Genomic DNA, 19432 nt, shown 5'->3' with positions numbered 1-19432 from the left:
GCGGGTTTTCGAGGGAGACGAGCCACCGTCTGTTCGGACATCGCCGACCGGCGTTCAGTATTGGTGGAGTAGCTTTATTATCACACACGGGAAACACGACAACGATGCCCCAACGGAACAACTCCGGCGAGATACAGTCAGTGCAAACGGCCTTCCAGATCCTCGAAGAGTTGCGCCGCCGCAACGAGGCGAGTCTGATGGAACTGACCGACGCCTTCTCGCTCTCGAAGAGCAGCATCCACAACTACTTGAGCACGCTGGAGGGGGACGGCTACGTCGTCAAGGAGGGCAGCACCTACCGGCTCAGCCTCAAACACCTCGCGCTCGGAGGCAAGGCCCGGCACAGAGAGCAGATCTACGACATCGCCCGGGACGAAGTGACCGACCTGGCCGAGGAGACCGGCGAGATGGCGAACCTCCTCGTCGAGGAGAACGGCAAGGGGATCTACATCCACCGCGATCACGGACCCGACGCCGTCAAGACCGACTCCTACGTCGGCCAGCGGGTCAACCTCCACAGCACGGCACTGGGCAACGCGATCCTCGCGCACCTCCCCGAGGAACGCGTCGACGAGATCATCGAGCAACACGGTCTCCCGGAGATGACCGAGAACACGATCACCGAACGCGACGAACTGTTCGAGCGCCTGAAACGCGTTCGAACGGAGGGCGTCGCCTTCGACGACGAAGCCCGCGTCAAGGGCCTGCGGTGTGTCGCCGTCCCGATCGTGAACAACGACGACGTCGTCGAGGGCGCGATCAGCGTCTCCGGGCCGACGAGTCGACTCCAGGGGGATCGCTTCCGCTCGGAACTCCCCGCGAAGCTCAAGAGCGTCGCCAACGTCATCGAACTCAACATCACGTACACGTAGTCCGACATCGAGTCGTCCAGCGCCTCGCCGCATCAACTGGCAAGCTGCCGTACGACGAGACGGGCGAGCGTCCCACGACCATCGATCCACGGCGAAGCTGTCCCACACGACCTGTCCAGCAATGCAATACAAATATCCAATAAAGCTCGAAAACGTCTGTGTGTGCGCGAGAGGTCACATTACGGCGGCTTCGCCTCGACGAACTCCGGACGGGGTCTGTGTTAGCAAACTGTATACAGTAAAGCACGACCAATATTATCTTATAGAGAACGAAGGTCTACATATCTGGATACTATTGTGCATACACAAACTTCGTCCAGCTAGCTGCCGTCGTCGAGTCTGCCACTGCGGGCCGCTCTCGACGGGAGCACACCCTGCCCAGTGTCCTCGCTCGTCCGTGCTGTCGGTCACCCGCCGCAGAGCTTTACAGTACTAAGTGTGTAAAGCAAACCGTCGGCCGGTGACGATCAGTGCGGGACGTTGCCCCGCCATCTCGGCGACTCCGGTGTTCGTTCTTTTCCCACTACGATCCAGCATTGCTGGACTAGCGTGCTGTCGTCCGGTATCGATCACTGTTCGTCGAGCGATGCTCGACCCTCGTCCGCTCGCTTCTCCAATACGGAACGAGATTCGTCTCTGCACGAGTCCTATCTTGTATGGCCCGATGCCTGTCACTGATGCTGTACAGGCGCTAGATAGTATCACTCGGTACGAAAGATTCCCCAACACGTGCCGTTCGTCGCCGCCTCCGAGAGTCCCACCAGCCAAATGTCACTTTCGAGTCGCGTCTGCACGCACTCTCTCGACAGATCGCCGTTTTCTCCCAGCTTTTTCTGACTCGTCAGGCGTCCGTCGTCGCCAGATCCCCGAGAACGCGATCACCGAGTACGAGAACGAGCGCTGCGCCGACGAGGTCGAACAGCAGATCGAGCAGCGTATCGCGCTTGCCGTAGTTCACGAGGATCGGCTCGACGCCGATCTGATCGGCTCCGACGTGGATGGCGTACTCGACGAGTTCCCACAGCAGGCCGCCACAGGCGACGGCGGCGACGACTCTCGGACCGGGATCGCGGCCCGTCCGCCGACAGATCGCGAAGACGGCCCCGCCGAGAATCGTCGCCGAGTGGGTGTGGGTGACGTGGTCCCACCACCGGATGTCGTCGTACGGCCCCAGCATTCCCACGGCGTGAGTGATCATCGCGGTGTCGACGTACAGGTGGTGCCACGGCTCCAGTGTCACGCCACACGTTCGCTCGACGAACTCCGTCAGGTAGGTGCCAACCACGCCGACGGCGGCGTTGACGACCGTGCCGGGGTCGCGCCGACGGAGCCCCAGGACGAACACCGCCACTAACCCGTATCTGATGGTCCGCTCGATCGCTCGTTCGTCCGGTGGCATCGTTCGTGGTCGTACTGCTCGGTCGACACACATAGCGGTGTCGCGTGCCACCGCCGCGTTCGCCGACGTGCTCATACTGCCGGCTGTCCGTCTGTCACGAATTTGGGACCCCGTGGTCGCGCATCGCTTGCAACAGTGACAGCCGGCAGTATCAGGACGATTCGACCGGCGTCTTCACGACCGTCACGGGCCGTTCCGACAGTCGAGCAACCCGTTCCGCGACGCTGCCGAGCAACCGCCGGTACTCGCCGGATCGGTTCTTCGACCCGACGACAGTCAGGTCGATGTCGGCCTCGTCGCCGTACGCGAGGATCTCCTCGTGTGGGACGCCGTGGCGGATCTCGCTCACCGTGTCGATCCCGGCGTCGGCCGCCGTGGCGGTGATCGCTTCGACCGCGTTGCGGCCGGCCTCTTCGAGCGCGTGTTCCAGCCCTTCGAACTCGTGGACGTATTCGTCGCCGGGGTAGGAGCTGTAGGCGTCGGCGTCGACGACGTACAGCACGTGGAGGGCGGCGTCGTACCGCTCGGCGGCGTCGATCGCGTGCTCGATCGCCCGGTCGACACCGGGGCTCATGTCCGTCGGGAGGAGGATTCGGTCGTACATCACCGCGGTGTTCGCCCAGCAATCAGATAAATCGGTGGCATCGTTCCCGATCGCAGGGACTACTGACTCTCGCGGTAGCGCTCGGGGACGTACGGCAGGACGGGTGTCGGAAGCAGGCCGACGAGGCGCTCGGCCAGCGTCGCCAGCGGCTTGCGCACCAGGACGTACACGGCCGAGATCGCCAGTAGCGCGACGGCGACCACGGTGACGGCACTGCCGGCGACGGCAGCGAGTGACACGGTCGCGATGCCGGCGACGGCGAGATCCTCGGGGGCACCGTCGTAGCGGACCCACCGCCGGGGCCGGATCCAGCGGCCGTGATAGTGGCTGTAGACGGCCCGGTCCGAGTCGGCGAGCCACGGCCGGAGTTCGAGCCCACCGCCCGCAGCGTCGGTGACGGCGTGGAGCGCCATCGCGGTGAGGCCCACGGCGACCCCGACCGTCACCGTCGAGGGCGTGGCGATCGCGAGTGCGACTGCCGGGACGGCGGCCAGCGGCGCGTACACCGGATAGTGCAGCGTCTTCCGGTGGCCGGCGTAGAGATCGAGGTCGGGGAGCAGGCCACCCACGAGTCCCGCTCCGAAGGCCACCGGCGCGAGCGTCGGCTCGCTCGCCAGGACCGGTAACGCGACCGCCATCCCCCAGAGCGCGTGGGTCGTCGCCATCATCGTGACCGCTCGTAGCCGACGGAACGGTAAATAGTTCTCGGCGGCCTCGTACGGGCGGTTACAGCGATGTCCCAGCGAGCCTCGCTGGGAAGCGACGACAGTGACTGTTGCTCTCGCCATCCCACCGACAGTGCACTTATTGTGATCCCCACCGTCCTGTCAACTATGTCGAAAGAAACCCCGGTCAGCATGTCGGCCGCGGAGCGCGACGAGATCCTCGACAGCGGCGGGACGGGCGTCCTCTCGCTCGCTGCCGGGGACGAGCCACCGCACTCGATCCCGGTGTCGTACGGGTACGACGCGGCGGCCAGTACGTTCTACTTCCGACTGGCCGTGGGCGTCGACACCGCGAAGGGCGACCTCGACGACCGGCCGGCGTCGTTCGTCACGTATCGGGGGGAGTCCGGGGGCTGGCAGAGCGTCGTCGCCCGCGGCAGACTCGAAGACGTCGAGCGCGAGGGTATCGAGACCGAGACGCTAGCAGGGCTCGAACACGTCGACATCCCGCTGGTGGACATCTTCGACCGACCGCTCCGAGAAGTATCGTTCGAGTTCTACCGCCTCGTCCCCGACGAACTGACCGGACGGACCGAAGTCTAACGACGGTCTGGGCACAGGAAACGAGTATCCAGCGAACTTCTCGGATAAACAGTCACAGAAATCGAGCACTGTATAGATATCCTCTTACTTGGGCGTAGAAACGACGAAACCGTCGCTAGTCGCCACTGTTCTCTGACTGTCTGACGGTCATCACGGGAGCAGCCGACGTTCGGACGAGCTTTTCGGTGACACTGCCCAGCAGGAACCGCTCGACGCCGCTTCGCCCGTGGGTTCCCATGACGACCAGATCGATGTCGTTCTCCTCGACGTAGTTCCGGATCTGTCGGTACGGCTCGCCGAACTCGACGGCGGTTTCGATCGGTCCGAGCGACGCGCTCTCGGCTCGCTCGGCCACGCCGTCGACGGCCGCCTGGGCCCGTTCTTCGAGTGCCTCCACGATGACGTGTGACCGAACGTCGACGCCCATCGACAGCGGCTCGATCGCCGAGAGCGCGTGGACGCGGGCGTCGTACGCACCGGCGATGTCGAGGGCCGGATCGATCGCCGCGTTCGCGGCGTCGCTGCCGTCGGTCGGGATCAGCACGTCTTCGAAGGGCGTCGGGCGCACGTCGGCGTCCTCTCCCCGGACCGTGAGCACGGGCGTCTCGGCCAGTCGGAGCACCTTCTCGGTGACGCTGCCCAGCACGTATCGCTGAACGCCGGTCCGCCCGTGGGTGCCCATGATCACGAGGTCGACCGACGCCTCGTCGGCGTACTCGACGATCGCCTCGTGTGGCAGTCCCCGCTCGACTGCCTCCACGACGCCGATCTCTGCCGAGAGATTTTCGCGTGCGTCGCGAACGATCGCCTCGTGTGCCGCGTGCTGACTCTCGTCGCCGACGGTGTGGTCCTCGATCCGCGCATCGGCCACGGACAGGAGATGAATCGTCGCTCCGTATCGCTTCGCTATCGCTTCGGCGGCGCTGAGCGCGACCGCTGCACAGGTACTGCCGTCCGTCGGAACGAGGATGTCGTCGAACACGGTGTTCGCGCTTCGCCCGTCTGGAGTATGAACGTACCGCCGGGCTGTAGGTGGCCGCTGGCCGTCCGCTCGGCCGACGACACGACGCGGCGAGCCGGTCGAGTCACACCGCTGTCGCTACACGTCGCTCTCGGCCGCTGTGCTCTCCTCCGGATACGCTCGCTTCCAGAGGCCCCGCAGCGGGAGGGTGGCGAACGGCAGCACGAACACCCCGTACAGCAGCGCCGTCGACGAGGACAGCGCCGGCACGAGCACGACGGCCACCGGAGCGAGGACGATCACGACGACACAGCCCGCGACGACGGCGGCCACCCGCCGATCGATGGGCGCGAGTGCCGTCGTTCTGACGTGCAGGTCGAACGCTGTCACGAGGGCCTCGGCGGCGGCGACGGGTCCGAGCGAGCGCCGCGGATCGTCGCCCCAGCCCGCTGCCAGCGAGATCGTGCGCGTCCCCAGCAGCCGGTCGGGGAGCCGATCGGACACGACCTCGGCGTCGCGCAGCGATCCGATCGAGGCCCACCACTGGGGCTCGTCGAGCAGGCTGTCGTACGCGACGAGTCGGTCGTCGTACCGACGGTATTCGAGCGTCCCGTACCTGAGGTAGAACGTCCCGACACGCGCCGCCAGGAGTGCGACGAACAGATAGACCAGGACGAGACCGGAGCCGAGCGCGACTTCTCGGGACGGCTCCTCCCCGCCGAGGATCACGAGCGAGAAGAGCCAGACGACGATAAAGGAAGTCGCGTAGACGGGCGCACGCTCACTCAGTGCCTGGAGTGCGCCGGTGTACAGCACCGCGCGGCCGTCCGTCCGAACGCGTGCGTCCGGTTCGCCCTCGGGCACGTCGTCTACCTCCTCGGCACGGCCCGACTCGTCGGGTCCGGAGAGCCACCCGGTGAGTCGCCCGCCGTCGCCGTGGGTCGCCCGATAGCCCGACCACTCCACGAGGAGCTTGACGACGACGAACACACCAAGCGTCGCAGCCGTGCCGGCCACGGCCGTCACCGGGACGACGAACAGGACGAACGCCAGGAAAAACGCCTGTCGGGCCGGCGTCTCGATCACGGCGTACGGCGTGGTCGTCTCGTGGTGTCCGTCCCGCAAGTCCCGCCAGGTCTCGACGGTCTGGCCGACGACCAGCGTGCCGACACTCAACAGGACTTCCGGCTGGCTGACGACCGCGGTGATCGGGATCGTGTTGTTGACCACGACGCCGATGGCGATTCCGAACCACGCGGCGACACCGCCGACGGCGAGGGCGAAGGGCACGTTCCGCGGGTAGACCGGCGGCAGCCACGGGACCACCGTGACGCTCCCGCGCTTTCTGGTCAGCTCGTCCGAGACGCTGATGACGGTCGACCCCTCGTGGTCGGTGCGTGGCGGTTGCTGTGCGAACAGCGCCTTCACGCCCGCCAGCGGGAACGCGAACAGCACTTCGAGGGTGTAGACGACCACCAGCGTCTCTGGCTCCCAGCCCAGTCGGACGACGCCGACCAGCGGGACCAGATTCGCGAGGACGACCGGCACGAACCCAGCCGCTGTCGGCAGGCGCTCACTGCTCGTGGAGGGCATCGCCAGGGAGTTGCGAACAGTGGTTCATAAGCGTACTGACCGGGGAGAGTGGGCGACACGGGAACGGGCGACGCTCGCGACCGCGCCGCCACCGTCGTCTGTGGGCAATCTCTCGCACACCGCACACGAGGTGGGCCGACAGAACGCTCTCGGAATCAAAAGCAACAGGCCACTCGCAGGGCAAATCCCTCCAATGAGCTTCGAAGGCTACGGCGAGGACATGGAGCCCGGCAAGCGGGACATCATGGAAGCCACCCACAGGGCCGTCAGGGAACACGGCTACAGCGACCTCACGATCCAGCGCATCGCCGACGAGTTCGGTCGCAGCAAGGCGTTGCTCTACTACCACTACGACGGCCGAGACGACCTCCTGATCGACTTTCTCGACTACATCCTCGGGGGCTTTCTCGCGAATCTCCCCGAGGGAGGAACGGCACCGCGCGAGGAACTCGACGCCCTCGTCGATCGCCTCCTCCCGACGACGGTCGACGAGGAACCCCATCGACTGATGCTGGCGATGTTCGAACTCCGCATGAACGCGCCCCACGACGACGCCGTGCGCGAGCAATACGTCGAGGTCGAAGCACAGCTGCGGGACATCCTCGAAGACATTCTCCGGCGGGGGATCGAGGCGAACGACTTCGTCGACGTCGACGTCGACGCCGAGGCGGAGGCGCTGCTCTCGCTGCTCGTCGGCACTCGTGCCCGCCGTCTCACGGTCTACGAGCCGGACACGTCCATCGAACCGTTGAAGCGAGCGATCGACGCCCACGTCGCCCGCATCTCGACGGCGGACGCCGACAGCGACGACTGACCCTCGCTCCGATCGGGCTGTCGTCGTGTGCTCGGCTGCACCGATCCGTCAGTGAGAGAGTGGCTGGGGGACCGCTTCGAGCGGATTCGCAGCAACCGTCTCGCGCAGCAGATCGAGCCGCTGGCGATCGGCCGCCGACACCGCGCTCACGATCGTTCGCACCTCTTTCCGAGACACTTTCACCGCCTCCGCGGCGAACGCCGCTCCGGGGTTCGCGCGCAGTTCTCGCAGCGTCCCGACCGCCAGCAGGTACGGCACGGCCCACGCGACGACGGTGTTCCCGCCGCCCAGTGGCATCTCCTCGATGTACGACTGGGCGGGATCGAGGTGCTGCCGTGCCCGGTCGAGTGTCCGTGACAGCACCGCGACGGCTTCCGAGCGGAGGTCGTCGTCGACGACCCGATCCTGTGGCACTCCCTCGGCGGCCAGCCACTCCGCGGGGAGGTACACGTTGTTCTCGGCGACGTAGTCGTCGTGTACGTCCTTCGCGATGTTCACCAGCTGGAGGAGCCGGCCGAAGTGTTCGCCGTTGTGCCGCAGCGCCGTCTCCCGAGCCTCGGAGAGGGACTGCTCTGCGAGGAGGTTCGTGATCAGGGTCCCGACGGTGCCCGCGACGTAGTGACAGTAGCTCCGTAGCTCGGTGCCCGTCTGGATGCGAATCCCCGGCTCGTCGGCGTACCGCTCGACGAACCGGGCCATTCCCGTGGTCATCTCGCGGACCGGCGGCAGCATCGCCTCCCGCGTGGGTCGGTCGAACTGCTCGAATGCCGCCATCACGGTCGGTGCGTTCCCGACGAGTTCCCAGTCCGGTGAGGGATTCTGGGCCGGTATCCACTCTCGGGCCTGCCGAGTGAACGACTCGATCGATGTCGACGAACCGGACTGGAGGACCTCGCGATACGTCCCCAGGAGGTCCTGCTGTGTCGCCGCCGGGACGTGGTTCGCGTCCTCGACCGTGTCCGGAATCCGACAGAGCAGGTAGCCGACACAGATCTGGTCGGCCAGCGGCGAGTCGAGCGCGTCGATCGTCAGTGCGAACGTGCGCGAGACGCCCTGGACAGCCTCGTGACAGTACGCGAGGGGGGACTCGGACGGACCGGTGTGGTGGTGAGTCATTGTCGACGGGTGGCTTCGTCCGTTACGAAGAAATAGTCAATACTTATATCTGCCGCCTTCGGAAAACGGCGAATCACTCGACAGTAATGCTCGTGTTCACCATTGAGGCCCGATACCAGAAACTACTTGACTAAATATTCAATACAAGTAGTCGATGTACGACTTCGAGAACACCGTCGCACTCGTCACCGGTGCAGGATCGGGGATCGGTCGCGCAACTGCCACGCGGTTCGCCGCCGAGGGGGCAACCGTCGTCGTCGCCGACATCGACACGACAGGCGGTCCAGCGACCGTCGAACAGATCGCAGCCGACGACGGCGACGCGACCTTCGTCGAGGTCGACACCAGCGAGAGCGACTCGATCGCCGCGCTCGTCGAGGCCACGCTCGACGAGTACGGTCGACTCGACTACGCAGTCAACAACGCCGCGATCGGGAACACGCCGGCCCCGCTCCCGGAGATCGACGAAGACGAGTGGGCGCGCGTCCTCGACGTGAACCAGACCGGCGTCTGGGCCGGCATGAAACACGAGATTCCCGCACTCTCGGACTCCGGCGGCGGCGCGATCGTCAACGTGTCCTCGAAGGCTGGGCTCCGTGGCAGTCCCGGACGGTCACCGTACGCCGCCAGCAAACACGGGGTCGTCGGCCTGACCCGGACGGCCGCCCTCGAAACCGCGGCGGAGGGCGTTCGCGTCAACGCGGTCTGTCCGACGATCGTCGAGACGCCCGCGCTGGCGTCGATGTCCGAGGCGGAACGCACCGCGGTCGTCGAGGAGGTCCCGATGGAGCGGGCCGCTTCCCCGGACGAGGTGGCGAGCGCCGTCGTCTGGCTGTGCTCCGACGAGGCGTCGTTCGTCACCGGCCACGCTCTCCCGGTCGACGGCGGCGAGACCCAGCAGTAGACGGCGGATTCTCGCGTCCCAGAACGGCGGCCCTGCCTCGCTCCGGCGGCATAGCGTCGCCGTACAGCCACGGGCGTCCGCGATCGACGGCTCGCCAGAATACAGCTTAGCTCAGCTGCTAAGCTGATCTAAGATGTCCGCTGCTTCCGCCCTCACGACAACAGAATATATGCCCCAGGCGGGCGTCGCTCGGCCCGTGACACGAGAGGCGGAAGACTCTGAGACGGACGACGGGAAAATCGAGTGGCTGGATCGGCTCGTGAACTTCCTCGCGACCTACCTGCCCTGACACCGCTGTCCGCGCGCAGTCAGTCGGTGTCGACGACAGCGACGCCGTCGGGGTCGATCGCGACCGATACTGTGGTTCCGACGGTCGTCTCCTCGGCGGTGCCGTTCAGGCGCAAGCGCAACTGCCGTCCGTCGGGCAACTCCCCGACGGCGCTGGTCGTCTCACCGAGATACTGGTACTCCTGGATCGTCACCGGGATCGAACCGCTGCCGACCGCGATGTCGTCGGGCCGGACGACGACCGTCGCGTCCCCGCTCGTGTCGTCCGCGACCGCGTCCAGTCGCGCAAATCCCAGGTCGACCGTGCCGTCGTCCAGCTGTGCGTCGAGCAGATTCGCCGAGCCGACGAATCCGGCGACGAACTCGTTTGCGGGCGACTCGTAGATCTCGCGAGGCGTGCCGACCTGTTCGAGGCGGCCGTCGTTCAGCACCGCGATCCGGTCACACATCGCCATCGCCTCTTCCTGGTCGTGGGTCACGTACAGCGCGGTGACGCCCAGCTCGTCGAGCAGGCTCCCGATCTCGCGCCGGAGCCGATCCTTGAGCTTGGCGTCCAGTCCCGTCATGGGTTCGTCCAGCAGGAGGATGTTCGGCTCGATCGCGAGCGCACGCGCCAGGCCGACCCGCTGTTGTTGCCCGCCCGAGAGGGTCTCGGGCGCTCTGTCGGCGAGTTCGGCGATGTCGAGTAGCTCCAGCAGCTCCGTGGCGCGGTCCCGTCGCTCGGCCTTCTCGACGCCCTGCATCTTCGGGCCGAACGCGACGTTCGCGAGGACGCTCATGTTGTCGAACAGCGCGTACGACTGGAACACGAGCCCGACGTTTCGCCGCTCTGGGGGGACGTGGGTCACGTCCTCGTCGGCGAACCGGACCCGGCCGGCCGTCGGCGTCTCGAAGCCGGCGATCGTCCGCAGCGTCGTCGTCTTGCCACAGCCCGACGGCCCGACGACGCCGAGGATCTCGCCGTCGGCGACGGTCAGGTCGAGCGCCTCGACCGCGACCTCGTCGCCGTAGGTCTTGCGAACGCCGTCGAGTTCAACGGCGACCATGCGTCTGCCTCCCGTGAGTGTGTGTTCGAGTGGTCATGTCGTAGTGAATCCGTGTCGACCGACGGTCTGTAGCACGAGGATGGCGGCGACGACGAGACAGAAGTACATCGAGATGGCCGCCGCCGACTGCAGGAACGGAGCGCGACTGATGTTCTCGTAGAGAAACAGCGAGAAGGGCTTTGGCCCGCGGGTGTACACCATGTAGGTGAAGTTGAACTCCGCAGCGGCCAGCGTCCACGTGATGATCGAGCCCGCGAGGATCCCGCCCCTGGCGTTGGGGACGATGACGGTGACGAACGTCCGGGGCCACGACGCCCCCAGCGAGCGCGCGCTCTCTTCGAGCTGGCGGAGATCCATCGACTGGAACGCGCTCTGGACGGTCAACACCATGTACGGCGACTTCAACAGCGCGTAGCCGACGACGAGTCCGAAGGCCGTCCCGGCGTTGTCGGGATAGGTCCGCAGGAACGCGATCCCGAGGATGATCCCCGGCACGAGCGGCAGGACCGCGAGCGTGTTCAGCCACTCTCGGCCCCGGAACTCGTAGCGGGTCAGCGCGTAGGCGATCGGCACGCCGACGACGAGGTTGACGACCATCCCGCCGGTCGCCAGGAGGACGCTGAACCACAGCCCGGAGCCGATCCCTCTGCGCGCGCCCACGTCCGTCAGACCGAGCGCCGTCCGCCAGTGTTCGACGGTGACGAAACCCGTGGGAACGACACCGGTGGCCGACTGTGCGAACGAGGTGACGAACGTCAGCGCGATCGGGACCACGAGCACCGCGAGGACCAGTCCCGTCACCAGCGTGACCGCGGTCTTCCCGAGCGACCGGGGCGTCCGGAGCGTCGTCATCGCCGGATCACGTCCGCTTCCGTGTAGCGCAGGCCGACGAACGTGACCGCGAGGATGAACGCGAAGTACACCAGCCCGATGCTGGCGGCGATCTGGCTCTCGTAGCCGACCGAGATCACCTGACTGAGCTGGAGCGTCGCGACGTTCAACCCCTGCAAGACCAGGACTGTGCCGAAGATCGCCAGTGCCGTCCGGAACGTGAGCAACAACGCGGCGACGATCCCGGGACGGATCTCGGGCAGCGTGACGTAGTAGAACGTCCGCAGCGGATCGGCACCGAGCGCTCTGGCCGCCTGCTCGGCGTCGGTGTTGACCTCGGCGTAGGTCCCGCGCAGGACCATCGTCGCCCGCGGGAGCAGCGAGTAGACGTAGCCCACGAACAGCCCCGTCACGGTCGTCGCGGTCGCCAGGTCGATCGGCCCCTGACCGCTGAAGAACGCGACCGCGTTCGTCACCAGTCCCTGCCGGCCCAGCAGTGCGACGACCATGAACGCGACGACGATCCCGGGGAGCGCGATGGGGAACGAGACCACCGAGACGAGCACGCGTTCGAAGGGCAGCGAGTACTTCGCGAACGCGTGTGACACCGCGACGCCCAGCGCGACGCTGACGGCGCTCGTCGCGGCCGCGAACCAGAGCGTGTTCACGGCGACCTGTCGATACAGCGGGTCCGTCGCCAGCGTCCGCCAGGCCGACGCCGAGAACCCGACGTTCGCGAACCGGTCCGCGGAGACGCTCATCCGGACCATCGTCGCCAGCGGGACGAACGCGGCCACCGCGGCCAGGACGAGGAAGGGCGCACACAGGACGAGAATGCGTCGCCGTCGCCGGTCGCGCTCTGTCTCGGGTGTGAGAGTGTCTCTGGCAGCCGACAGTTCGAACCAGGTGGAGGTGCTCATAGCTGCGTCCCCGTCCGAGTTACCCCTGGATGCCGGGGATGTCCGACTCCGAGGTCACCCGATCGATGATGGGCTCCTGTCGCTCGACGAGATCCAGCTGGTCGACGGTGAACTCCGCTGCCTCGTAGGTCGCCTGGTCGGGGAAATCGTCGGGCATCTCCAGCTCGCCGGCCCGGATCGGCCGGACGAACGCGTCGAAGAACAGCCGCTGGCCCTCCAGCGAGAGGACGAAGTCCATGAACAGCTTCGCCGTCTCCGGGTTCGGTGCGCCGTCGAGCATGCCGTAGCCGTACGGGATGTTCATCGCTCCGGCGTCGCCCTCGGGGCCGGGCAGGATCGCGACGCCGACGTCCTCCGCGGGCACCTCCTCGTGGTTGTACTTCATCTCCAGGGCGGTGTAGTCGTACTGGGCGACCGCCGAGACCTCGCCGCTGGTGAAGTCGCCGGTGATGTTGCGACGCACGTCTGCCCCCTCCTGGGCGATGTCGTTGTAGTACTCGACGACCGGTCCAAGATCGTCCATCGTCCCGCCGTAGGCGTTGTTGATCGACAGCGCCGTCGCCAGCCCGTTGGCCGAGTGGGGCGGGGTCACGCAGAAGTCCTTGGCTGCGTCGGGGTGTTTGAAGTCCTCCCAGCTCTCGGGCTCGCCCAGCCCGCGTTCCTCGTAGATGTCCTTGCGGTAGGTGACCGCCGTCGTCATCTGCCGGGTCGCCGTGAGGTGGCCGTTGTCCGTCTTCAGATCCGACGGGACGGCGTCCCAGTTGGCCGGCTTGTAGTCCGTGGTAAACCCCTCCTCCATGGCGGTGATCCCGAACGAGTAGCCGCCGTTGTACGCCGAGTGGGTGGGGTTCTCGGCGTTCGATCGGATGTGCGTGAGCGCCTCGCCGGAGGTGCGCTGGTCGTCGTTCAACTTGACGCCGTAGCGCTCGTCGAAGGCGTCCATGACGGCACCCCAGTTCGACCACCCCGTCTGGACGGCGTAGATGTAGAGTCTGTCCGAGGGGAAGTCGCTCTCGCTGACGGTCGTCTGGTAGTCGCCGTGGCCGACCTCGTAGGTCTCGCCGCCACCGCCGCCGATGGCTTCGGTGCCGCTACACCCTGCGACTGTGGCAGCCGCCGCCGAGCCCGCCACGGTCAGGAACCCGCGTCGTGTGTGATCAGTCACACGCGGTGGTCCGGCAATCCGGCTAAAGGTGTTTTATATTACACCTCTATACCGCGATCACCGGCTAGGGACGGTACGTCGTGGTACCGACCGGGTGTGAGGGCTATATAGACCCGGACCCCTGGGCCGGCCGAGGCGACGCCCCCGTCAGATCGACTGTCTCGCTACTCGTCGGCGAGACGGCCGGGCGTCCACTCGCCGTCGAAGTCTTCGTGGGTGAAGGCCCTGGCGTCGTCGCCCGCGTAGGTGGCCACGAGCTGGCCGTCGCCTTCGAGGTAGTACTTGTAGGTCGTCAACCCGGCCAGGCCGACCGGGCCGCGAGCGTGGATCTTCCCCGTCGAGATGCCGACCTCCGCACCGAGGCCGTAGCGGTAGCCGTCGGCGAAGCGCGTCGAGGCGTTGTGGAAGACGCTCGCGGCGTCGATGCCGGTCATGAACAGCTCGGCGGTCTCGGCGTCCTCGGTGACGATCGACTCGGTGTGTTTCGAGCCGTGAGCGTTGACGTGCTCGACGGCCTCGTACACGTCCGAGACGACCTTGATCGACAGCTCGAGGTCGCCGTACTCGCTGTCCCAGTCGTCGTCGGTCGCCTCGCCCACGTCGACGATCTCGCGGGTCGCCTCGTCACCGCGGAGTTCGACGCCGGCCGCCTCGTAGCGCTCGACGATCGTCGGCAGGAACGTCGTTGCGACGCTGTCGTCGACCAGCAGCGTCTCGACGGCGTTACACACCGCCGGGTACTGGACCTTGGCGTCGAAGGCGATCTCTTCGGCCTGTTCGAGATCGGCGTCCTCGTCGACGTAGACGTGACAGATCCCTTCGGTGTGGCCCAGCACGGGGATCTGGGTGTTGTTCTGGATGTAGGAGACGAACTCCGAGGAGCCACGGGGCATCAGCAGGTCCACCTTGTCGTCCATCTCAAGCAGCGCGTCGACCTCCTCGTGGGCTTCGATGAGCTGGACCCAGCCGTCGGGCAGCTCGGCGGTCGCCTCGCGGATGAGTTCGTAGAGGACGCGGTTGGACTCGCTGGCCTCGCTGCCGCCCTTGAGGATGACGGCGTTGCCGGACTTGAGCGCGAGGGCGGCGATCTGGACCAGCGCGTCTGGCCGCGACTCGAAGATGGTGCCGACGACGCCGATCGGCACGGCGACCTTGTACAGTTCGAGGTCCGCGTCCAGTTCTCGGGCCGCGAGCGTCTCGCCGAGGGGATCGTCCTGTTGGGCGACGCTCTCGACCATCTCGGCGATGCTCTCCAGTTTCGCGTCGTCGAGCTTCAGGCGATCGACGAGCGCCTGGGTGTACTCGCCGCGTTCGAGCATGGCCTCTGCCTCCTGGACGTCGGTCGCGTTGGCCTCGCGGATCTCTCCCTCGTGGTCGCGAATGGCGTCGGCGATCGACTCCAGCGCAGCGTCGCGGGTCGCCTCGTCGACGTTTGCCAGCCGCAGTGCGGCGTGCTGTGCGTCGGTCACCTGGGATTCGGTGTCGTACTCAGTCATCTGTGGCTCCGTTTATCGGGACGAATAGCGTGCCCACCGATTTGGCAGTAGCGATCCGTTCCAGCACGTCGCGATCCGCCGAGCCGGCGATGATCGCCGGTGTGCCGTGTTCGCTCACGTCGCGCGCGCCCTCGACTTTCGTCTGGATGCCGCCGAACTCGGCGGTGGTGCTGTCGTCGACGAGCGACTGGACGGCGTCGTAGTTCGTGCCGACGGCCTCGATCAGCTCCGCGTCGTCGTCGTCTTTCGGGTTGCCCGTGTAGACGCCGCCGACGTCGGTCAGGGTCACCAGGAGGTCGACGTTGACGCCGATGGCCACCGACGCCGAGAGCATATCGTTGTCGCCGATCTGGATCTCCTCGGTCGCGATCGCGTCGTTCTCGTTGATGATCGGCACGATCCCCCAGTCGAACAGGGTCTCGATGGTGTTGCGGACGTTCGTGAACCGTTCGGGGTTGGCCAGATCGTGCTCGGTCAGCAGGATCTGTGCGACCGTCTGGTCGTAGCGGTCGAAGCTCTGGGTGTAGTGGCGCATCAGGTGGCTCTGTCCGACCGTCGAGAGGGCCTGGCTCTCTTCGACGGTCTCGGTCTCCTCGTCGATCAGCCCCTTGCCCGCACCGACCGCGCCCGACGAGACCAGCAGTACGTCTTTCCCTCGCTCCCGGAGGTCCATGATGTCGCTGACCAGCTTGTCGAGCTTCACGCGATCGAGCTGGGAGTCGTCGTCGGTCAGCGAGTTCGTCCCCGCCTTGACGATCACGCGCTGGGCGTCGGCGGCCTGCTCGCGCGCCCGCTCGACGGTCGCCTCGTCGACGGTCGCGATCGCCGACTGCTCACTCATCGTCGAACTCCTCGGCGAGTTCTCGGGACCGCTGCTCGGCGGCTTCGACGGCCTCGACGACCGCCGTGTCGGCGTCGCTGTCCCACAGGACCTCCATCCCCTCGATGGTCGTCCCGTTGGGCGAGCAGACGGCGTCGATGAGCTCGGAGACGCTCCGGTCGTCTCGGAGGACTGTCTCGGCTGCGCCCTTGAACGTCTGGGCCGCCAGCGTCTCGGCCTGCTCCGGGTCGAGGCCGCCGTCGATGCCGGCCTCCTTCATCGCGTCGATGAGGTAGAAGGCGAAGGCCGGGCCGCTGCCGTTGACTGCCGTCGACACGTCCATCAGCGACTCGTCGATCTCGACGAACTCGCCGACCGCGTCCAGCAGTTCCCGCACGTCGTCGTCGATCCCCGCTCGGGTGGCCGCCGCGGCCATGTCGCCGGTCTCGGCCGCCAGGTTCGGCATGATCCGGACGACCGTCGCGTCGGTCTCCTCGGCGACGAACGACCGCGGGACGCCCGCCGCGATGGTGAGAAGTGACTGGTCCGGTCGGAGATCGAGATCAGCGAGGACTGCCGAGACTGCCTTCGGTTTGACTGCCAATACGACGATCGCTGCCTCTCTGGCCGCGTCGATGTCGTCGGTCGTCTCGTCGGCGTCGTCGGCGACTGACGCCAGCGCCTCGGGATCGAGGTCGATCGCTGTCACTTCGTAGGCTCCGGTCTGGGCGAGCCCCTTCACGAAGGCCCCACCCATGTTACCACAGCCGATAACGCTCACGTGTGTCATCCTATCTCCACAGGGGAGACTGAGGTACATACCAACTACGGCTTCGTCCGAGCAGCGCGACGCTGCCGGGTCGAGCAGACGTACCCGAACTCACGCGGTGTACTGTTCGACGAGCGACCGTAGCTCGTCCTCGCCCTGGACGCCGACGATCTCCTCGACCTGCTCGCCGTCGGCAAAGAGGACGAGCGTGGGCACGCCGCGGACGCCGTAGGCCGTCGCGAGCTGCTGGTTCTCGTCGACGTCGACTTTCGCCACGGCGGCGTCCGTCTCGGCCGCGAGGGTCTCGACGACCGGTTCGAGCATCTGGCAGGGACCACACCAGTCGGCGTAGAAGTCCGCCAGGACGACGTCGTAGTCGGCGACTGCGTCGTCCAGTTCGGGCTGACCGTCGACGTGTACTGGCTCCGTCGGCGCGCTGGCATCCGTTTCGATATCGGTTGTCATCACTCCATCGTAGGTGGCTCTCGTAGTTAAGAGTTTTGGACGTACTAAACAATACTACTGGCAGGCCCAGTCAGTCCTCGACGGGCTGTCGCACTCTCTCCAGCACCTGCAACTCGGGAGCACGAACACAGTGAAAAATCCACAGCGGGCAGTCTCGGCGGGAGTGGCGTCGTGTGGCGGGGTCGGGGCTGTCGAACTGGAGGCTCAGCTCTCGACTGACGGTGCAGTCGCGTCGCGATCTTCGTACTTCGTCTCGAACTCCTGGATGAGCTGACCCATCTTCGCGTACCAGTCGTTGAGGAGCCGCTGCATGTCGTCTGCGATGTTCGCCGGGTCGGTCGGCTTGTAGACGTGGTAGTAACCACCCTGGTCGTAGTTGACCTGTTCTTTCTGGATGAATCCGGCCTGGAGGAGCCGCTGTACGGCCCGGTACGCGGTCGATCGTTCACGGTCGACGGCGTCTGCGATCTCGTCGACGGTGAGCGCGTCCTCGGTGTCGACGAGCGACTGGAAGACCTCTCGATCGAGCTGTTTGAGTCCGTGGAAACACTCCAGAAGCCCCTCACACTCCATGTCCCGCTGAAGCTGTTCAGACATCGAATCTGGCATCGGTATCGAGTATACGTACGGTCCTCCTCGTTAAAAGACTTGTGTGCGAATATCACAATGCCGCACGAACTCCTGCCGGCAGATCGACGGCGTGAGCCAGTGGCGGACTCCGTGGTTCGTTCGGCCGTCGATCTTGTCTCTCTCGCGAACTATCGCCCGGCGGATGCGGGCGCTTCCACTCCGTCGCCGGCCGACGGTATCAGGCTCACTCCGATTCGAGCGGGCTGTCGATCTCGCTGCGGGTGTTGACCGCGTGGATCGACGCGCGTCGTCCAGTCGTCTTTCGTGACCGTCGGTCGCCGCCTGCGCCTACAGCAGCAGGTCCGCGGCGGCGTACGCGAGCACGAACGAGAGGACGAACGATCCTGCCCACGCTCCCACAGTCACGAGTATCTTCCGTGCGTCGACCGCGTCGCGTCCGCCGACGGCGGCACCGCTCCCGATGATGGCGCTGACGACGATCTCGTTGAACGACACCGGAACGCCCAGCAGGACGGCCAGTTGTGCGATCAGGAACGACGGCACGAGTGCCGAAATGGAGCGTCGCGGTCCCAGCGAGGAGTAGTCCCGTGCTAGCGACTTGATCATCCGGGGCGCGCCCGTCCACGACCCGGCGAGCATCCCCAGCCCCCCGCCGACGAGCACGGTCATCGTCGACACCATCCCGATCTCGTCGAGCAGGGGCAGCAACGGCCCGACGGCGAGGCCGACCTGACTCCCGCCCGCGGAGAAGGCGACGAGTGAGCCCAGCGCGAGCAGTACGCGCCGCAGACCGCCGCGTTCGTCACGACGAATGTCCCACCGGACGACGGCGGCGACGGCCAGCGCGACGACGCCGGTCACGACGAGCCCCGACGCGAGACCGTCCACTGCCAGCACGCGTTGCCCGAGCCCGCGGACCGTCCCCGACGTGGTCCCCTCGCCGAGGAAGCTGAACTCGACGTTCGCGAGGACGGCACCGACGAGACCGGCGAGGGCCGGGATGCTGTCCCGCTCGGCAACGTCGGGACGGGGCAGAACGCTGGCGATGACGAACGCGATGCCGCCGCCGACGAACGGCGTCAACACCCAGACGGCGGCGATCTGCTGGTACTTCGGCCAGACCGGCGTCCCGCCCAGCGCGAGGCCGACGCCGATGACGGCACCCGTCACGGTGAACGCGGTCGCGATCGGATACCCCGTCGTGATCCCGACCGCCATCAGCCCCGCGCCCAGCACGAGCACGAGGATGACGCCGGCGACGGGCAGACTGCTGCCGCCCACGAGACCGCTCCCGACCGCTTCCGAGACGCTCCCGCCCTGTGTGACCGCTCCTGCAAATCCGAAGATGCCGACCAGAAAGGCGGCCCGCATCGTCCCGATGGCGTTCGCGCCGACGGCCGGTGCGAAAGGGGTCGCGCCGCTCGATCCGGCACCGATGACCCACGCCATGAACAGGCTGGCGAGCGCTGCACCGACGAAGAGAGCGATGAGGGCGGGATCCATGGAACTG

General features: G+C 66.4%; 20 protein-coding genes. 4 read left to right on the top strand and 16 right to left on the bottom strand.

The features are described 5' to 3' along the window. Positions 1–104 precede the first annotated feature (104 nt). On the top strand, positions 105–872 hold the full coding sequence (locus AC5FRZ_RS17350) for an IclR family transcriptional regulator (protein WP_170092909.1): 768 nt from the start codon (positions 105–107) through the stop codon (positions 870–872). Positions 873–1713: 841 nt separating this feature from the next. Here the strand turns inward: AC5FRZ_RS17350 and AC5FRZ_RS17345 are convergent. The 3 genes from AC5FRZ_RS17345 to AC5FRZ_RS17335 all read right to left on the bottom strand — a co-directional run bounded on the left by AC5FRZ_RS17345 (position 1714) and on the right by AC5FRZ_RS17335 (position 3543). Beyond that, the gene (locus tag AC5FRZ_RS17345) at positions 1714–2271 is read right to left on the bottom strand and encodes a DUF2238 domain-containing protein (RefSeq protein ID WP_170092908.1); all 558 of its coding nucleotides are present in this window, start codon (positions 2269–2271) and stop codon (positions 1714–1716) included. 151 nt (positions 2272–2422) lie between these two features. Then, positions 2423–2875 (bottom strand): universal stress protein, encoded by a 453-nt coding sequence (locus AC5FRZ_RS17340; protein WP_493565254.1) that lies wholly within the window; start codon positions 2873–2875, stop codon positions 2423–2425. 59 nt (positions 2876–2934) lie between these two features. Further along, positions 2935–3543, bottom strand: coding sequence for a metal-dependent hydrolase (locus AC5FRZ_RS17335; protein ID WP_493565253.1), 609 nt, complete (start codon positions 3541–3543; stop codon positions 2935–2937). Positions 3544–3708: 165 nt separating this feature from the next. Here AC5FRZ_RS17335 and AC5FRZ_RS17330 point away from each other — a divergent pair, with 165 nt between their 5' ends. Continuing rightward, the gene (locus AC5FRZ_RS17330) at positions 3709–4143 is read left to right on the top strand and encodes a pyridoxamine 5'-phosphate oxidase family protein (RefSeq protein WP_493565252.1); all 435 of its coding nucleotides are present in this window, start codon (positions 3709–3711) and stop codon (positions 4141–4143) included. A gap of 115 nt (positions 4144–4258) precedes the next feature. On the opposite strand, the gene AC5FRZ_RS17325 is transcribed toward AC5FRZ_RS17330, so the two are convergent. Next, positions 4259–5125: a universal stress protein gene (locus AC5FRZ_RS17325; RefSeq protein ID WP_493565251.1), complete on the bottom strand. Its 867-nt coding sequence runs from the start codon at positions 5123–5125 to the stop codon at positions 4259–4261. 117 nt (positions 5126–5242) lie between these two features. Next, positions 5243–6697 (bottom strand): DUF6498-containing protein, encoded by a 1455-nt coding sequence (locus AC5FRZ_RS17320; RefSeq protein ID WP_493565250.1) that lies wholly within the window; start codon positions 6695–6697, stop codon positions 5243–5245. A gap of 193 nt (positions 6698–6890) precedes the next feature. Here AC5FRZ_RS17320 and AC5FRZ_RS17315 point away from each other — a divergent pair, with 193 nt between their 5' ends. Next, positions 6891–7511: a TetR/AcrR family transcriptional regulator gene (locus tag AC5FRZ_RS17315; protein WP_208628488.1), complete on the top strand. Its 621-nt coding sequence runs from the start codon at positions 6891–6893 to the stop codon at positions 7509–7511. 48 nt (positions 7512–7559) lie between these two features. On the opposite strand, the gene AC5FRZ_RS17310 is transcribed toward AC5FRZ_RS17315, so the two are convergent. After that, positions 7560–8627, bottom strand: a complete 1068-nt coding sequence (locus AC5FRZ_RS17310; protein ID WP_493565249.1) for a phytoene/squalene synthase family protein — start codon at positions 8625–8627, stop codon at positions 7560–7562. 154 nt (positions 8628–8781) lie between these two features. On the opposite strand from AC5FRZ_RS17310, the gene AC5FRZ_RS17305 reads away from it, so the two are divergent. Next, a complete protein-coding gene (locus AC5FRZ_RS17305) occupies positions 8782–9531 on the top strand; it encodes an SDR family NAD(P)-dependent oxidoreductase (RefSeq protein WP_493565248.1) in 750 nt (249 codons plus the stop codon). A gap of 308 nt (positions 9532–9839) precedes the next feature. Here AC5FRZ_RS17305 and AC5FRZ_RS17300 read toward each other — a convergent pair whose 3' ends face one another. From AC5FRZ_RS17300 to AC5FRZ_RS17255, 10 genes are all read right to left on the bottom strand, one after another. Beyond that, positions 9840–10865, bottom strand: a complete 1026-nt coding sequence (locus AC5FRZ_RS17300; RefSeq protein WP_493565247.1) for an ABC transporter ATP-binding protein — start codon at positions 10863–10865, stop codon at positions 9840–9842. Between the two features lie 33 nt (positions 10866–10898). Further along, positions 10899–11717 carry an ABC transporter permease gene (locus tag AC5FRZ_RS17295; protein ID WP_493565246.1) on the bottom strand — a complete coding sequence of 273 codons (819 nt, stop codon included), beginning with the start codon at positions 11715–11717 and terminating at the stop codon, positions 10899–10901. Beyond that, positions 11714–12616, bottom strand: coding sequence for an ABC transporter permease (locus AC5FRZ_RS17290; RefSeq protein WP_493565245.1), 903 nt, complete (start codon positions 12614–12616; stop codon positions 11714–11716). The genes AC5FRZ_RS17295 and AC5FRZ_RS17290 overlap by 4 nt, the downstream gene beginning before the upstream one ends. A 19-nt stretch (positions 12617–12635) precedes the next feature. Next, entirely contained in the window at positions 12636–13781 is a 1146-nt protein-coding gene (locus tag AC5FRZ_RS17285) for an extracellular solute-binding protein (protein WP_493565244.1), read from the bottom strand. A 164-nt stretch (positions 13782–13945) separates the two neighbouring features. Beyond that, positions 13946–15277 carry a glutamate-5-semialdehyde dehydrogenase gene (locus AC5FRZ_RS17280; protein ID WP_493565243.1) on the bottom strand — a complete coding sequence of 444 codons (1332 nt, stop codon included), beginning with the start codon at positions 15275–15277 and terminating at the stop codon, positions 13946–13948. Then, entirely contained in the window at positions 15270–16118 is an 849-nt protein-coding gene (gene proB, locus AC5FRZ_RS17275) for a glutamate 5-kinase (RefSeq protein WP_493565242.1), read from the bottom strand. Before proB ends, AC5FRZ_RS17280 begins: the two co-directional genes overlap by 8 nt. Beyond that, positions 16111–16887: a pyrroline-5-carboxylate reductase gene (proC, locus tag AC5FRZ_RS17270; RefSeq protein ID WP_493565241.1), complete on the bottom strand. Its 777-nt coding sequence runs from the start codon at positions 16885–16887 to the stop codon at positions 16111–16113. The genes proB and proC overlap by 8 nt, the downstream gene beginning before the upstream one ends. A gap of 90 nt (positions 16888–16977) precedes the next feature. Further along, a complete protein-coding gene (gene trxA, locus AC5FRZ_RS17265; RefSeq protein WP_493565240.1) occupies positions 16978–17331 on the bottom strand; it encodes a thioredoxin in 354 nt (117 codons plus the stop codon). A gap of 204 nt (positions 17332–17535) precedes the next feature. Further along, positions 17536–17940: a helix-turn-helix domain-containing protein gene (locus AC5FRZ_RS17260; RefSeq protein WP_170092890.1), complete on the bottom strand. Its 405-nt coding sequence runs from the start codon at positions 17938–17940 to the stop codon at positions 17536–17538. Positions 17941–18249: 309 nt separating this feature from the next. Then, on the bottom strand, positions 18250–19425 hold the full coding sequence (locus AC5FRZ_RS17255; RefSeq protein ID WP_170092889.1) for an inorganic phosphate transporter: 1176 nt from the start codon (positions 19423–19425) through the stop codon (positions 18250–18252). Between the last annotated feature and the right edge of the window lie 7 nt (positions 19426–19432).

This window comes from Halomicrobium sp. HArcht1-1 (assembly GCF_058933285.1).
Note: the sequence above shows the minus strand (reverse complement) of the source record. Positions and strands in the feature narration are given on the sequence as shown.

What these genes read in the sequence shown, in the direction of transcription:
- AC5FRZ_RS17280 (WP_493565243.1), bottom strand. Translation starts at nt 15,277, where the DNA reads ATGACTGAGTACGACACCGAATCCCAGGTGACCGACGCACAGCACGCC.
- AC5FRZ_RS17350 (WP_170092909.1), top strand. Translation starts at nt 105, where the DNA reads ATGCCCCAACGGAACAACTCCGGCGAGATACAGTCAGTGCAAACGGCC.
- AC5FRZ_RS17315 (WP_208628488.1), top strand. Translation starts at nt 6,891, where the DNA reads ATGAGCTTCGAAGGCTACGGCGAGGACATGGAGCCCGGCAAGCGGGAC.
- AC5FRZ_RS17320 (WP_493565250.1), bottom strand. Translation starts at nt 6,697, where the DNA reads ATGCCCTCCACGAGCAGTGAGCGCCTGCCGACAGCGGCTGGGTTCGTG.
- AC5FRZ_RS17335 (WP_493565253.1), bottom strand. Translation starts at nt 3,543, where the DNA reads ATGATGGCGACGACCCACGCGCTCTGGGGGATGGCGGTCGCGTTACCG.
- AC5FRZ_RS17295 (WP_493565246.1), bottom strand. Translation starts at nt 11,717, where the DNA reads ATGACGACGCTCCGGACGCCCCGGTCGCTCGGGAAGACCGCGGTCACG.
- AC5FRZ_RS17340 (WP_493565254.1), bottom strand. Translation starts at nt 2,875, where the DNA reads ATGTACGACCGAATCCTCCTCCCGACGGACATGAGCCCCGGTGTCGAC.
- AC5FRZ_RS17260 (WP_170092890.1), bottom strand. Translation starts at nt 17,940, where the DNA reads ATGCCAGATTCGATGTCTGAACAGCTTCAGCGGGACATGGAGTGTGAG.
- AC5FRZ_RS17305 (WP_493565248.1), top strand. Translation starts at nt 8,782, where the DNA reads ATGTACGACTTCGAGAACACCGTCGCACTCGTCACCGGTGCAGGATCG.
- AC5FRZ_RS17330 (WP_493565252.1), top strand. Translation starts at nt 3,709, where the DNA reads ATGTCGAAAGAAACCCCGGTCAGCATGTCGGCCGCGGAGCGCGACGAG.
- AC5FRZ_RS17290 (WP_493565245.1), bottom strand. Translation starts at nt 12,616, where the DNA reads ATGAGCACCTCCACCTGGTTCGAACTGTCGGCTGCCAGAGACACTCTC.
- AC5FRZ_RS17310 (WP_493565249.1), bottom strand. Translation starts at nt 8,627, where the DNA reads ATGACTCACCACCACACCGGTCCGTCCGAGTCCCCCCTCGCGTACTGT.
- proC (WP_493565241.1), bottom strand. Translation starts at nt 16,887, where the DNA reads ATGACACACGTGAGCGTTATCGGCTGTGGTAACATGGGTGGGGCCTTC.
- AC5FRZ_RS17300 (WP_493565247.1), bottom strand. Translation starts at nt 10,865, where the DNA reads ATGGTCGCCGTTGAACTCGACGGCGTTCGCAAGACCTACGGCGACGAG.
- AC5FRZ_RS17255 (WP_170092889.1), bottom strand. Translation starts at nt 19,425, where the DNA reads ATGGATCCCGCCCTCATCGCTCTCTTCGTCGGTGCAGCGCTCGCCAGC.
- trxA (WP_493565240.1), bottom strand. Translation starts at nt 17,331, where the DNA reads ATGACAACCGATATCGAAACGGATGCCAGCGCGCCGACGGAGCCAGTA.
- proB (WP_493565242.1), bottom strand. Translation starts at nt 16,118, where the DNA reads ATGAGTGAGCAGTCGGCGATCGCGACCGTCGACGAGGCGACCGTCGAG.
- AC5FRZ_RS17345 (WP_170092908.1), bottom strand. Translation starts at nt 2,271, where the DNA reads ATGCCACCGGACGAACGAGCGATCGAGCGGACCATCAGATACGGGTTA.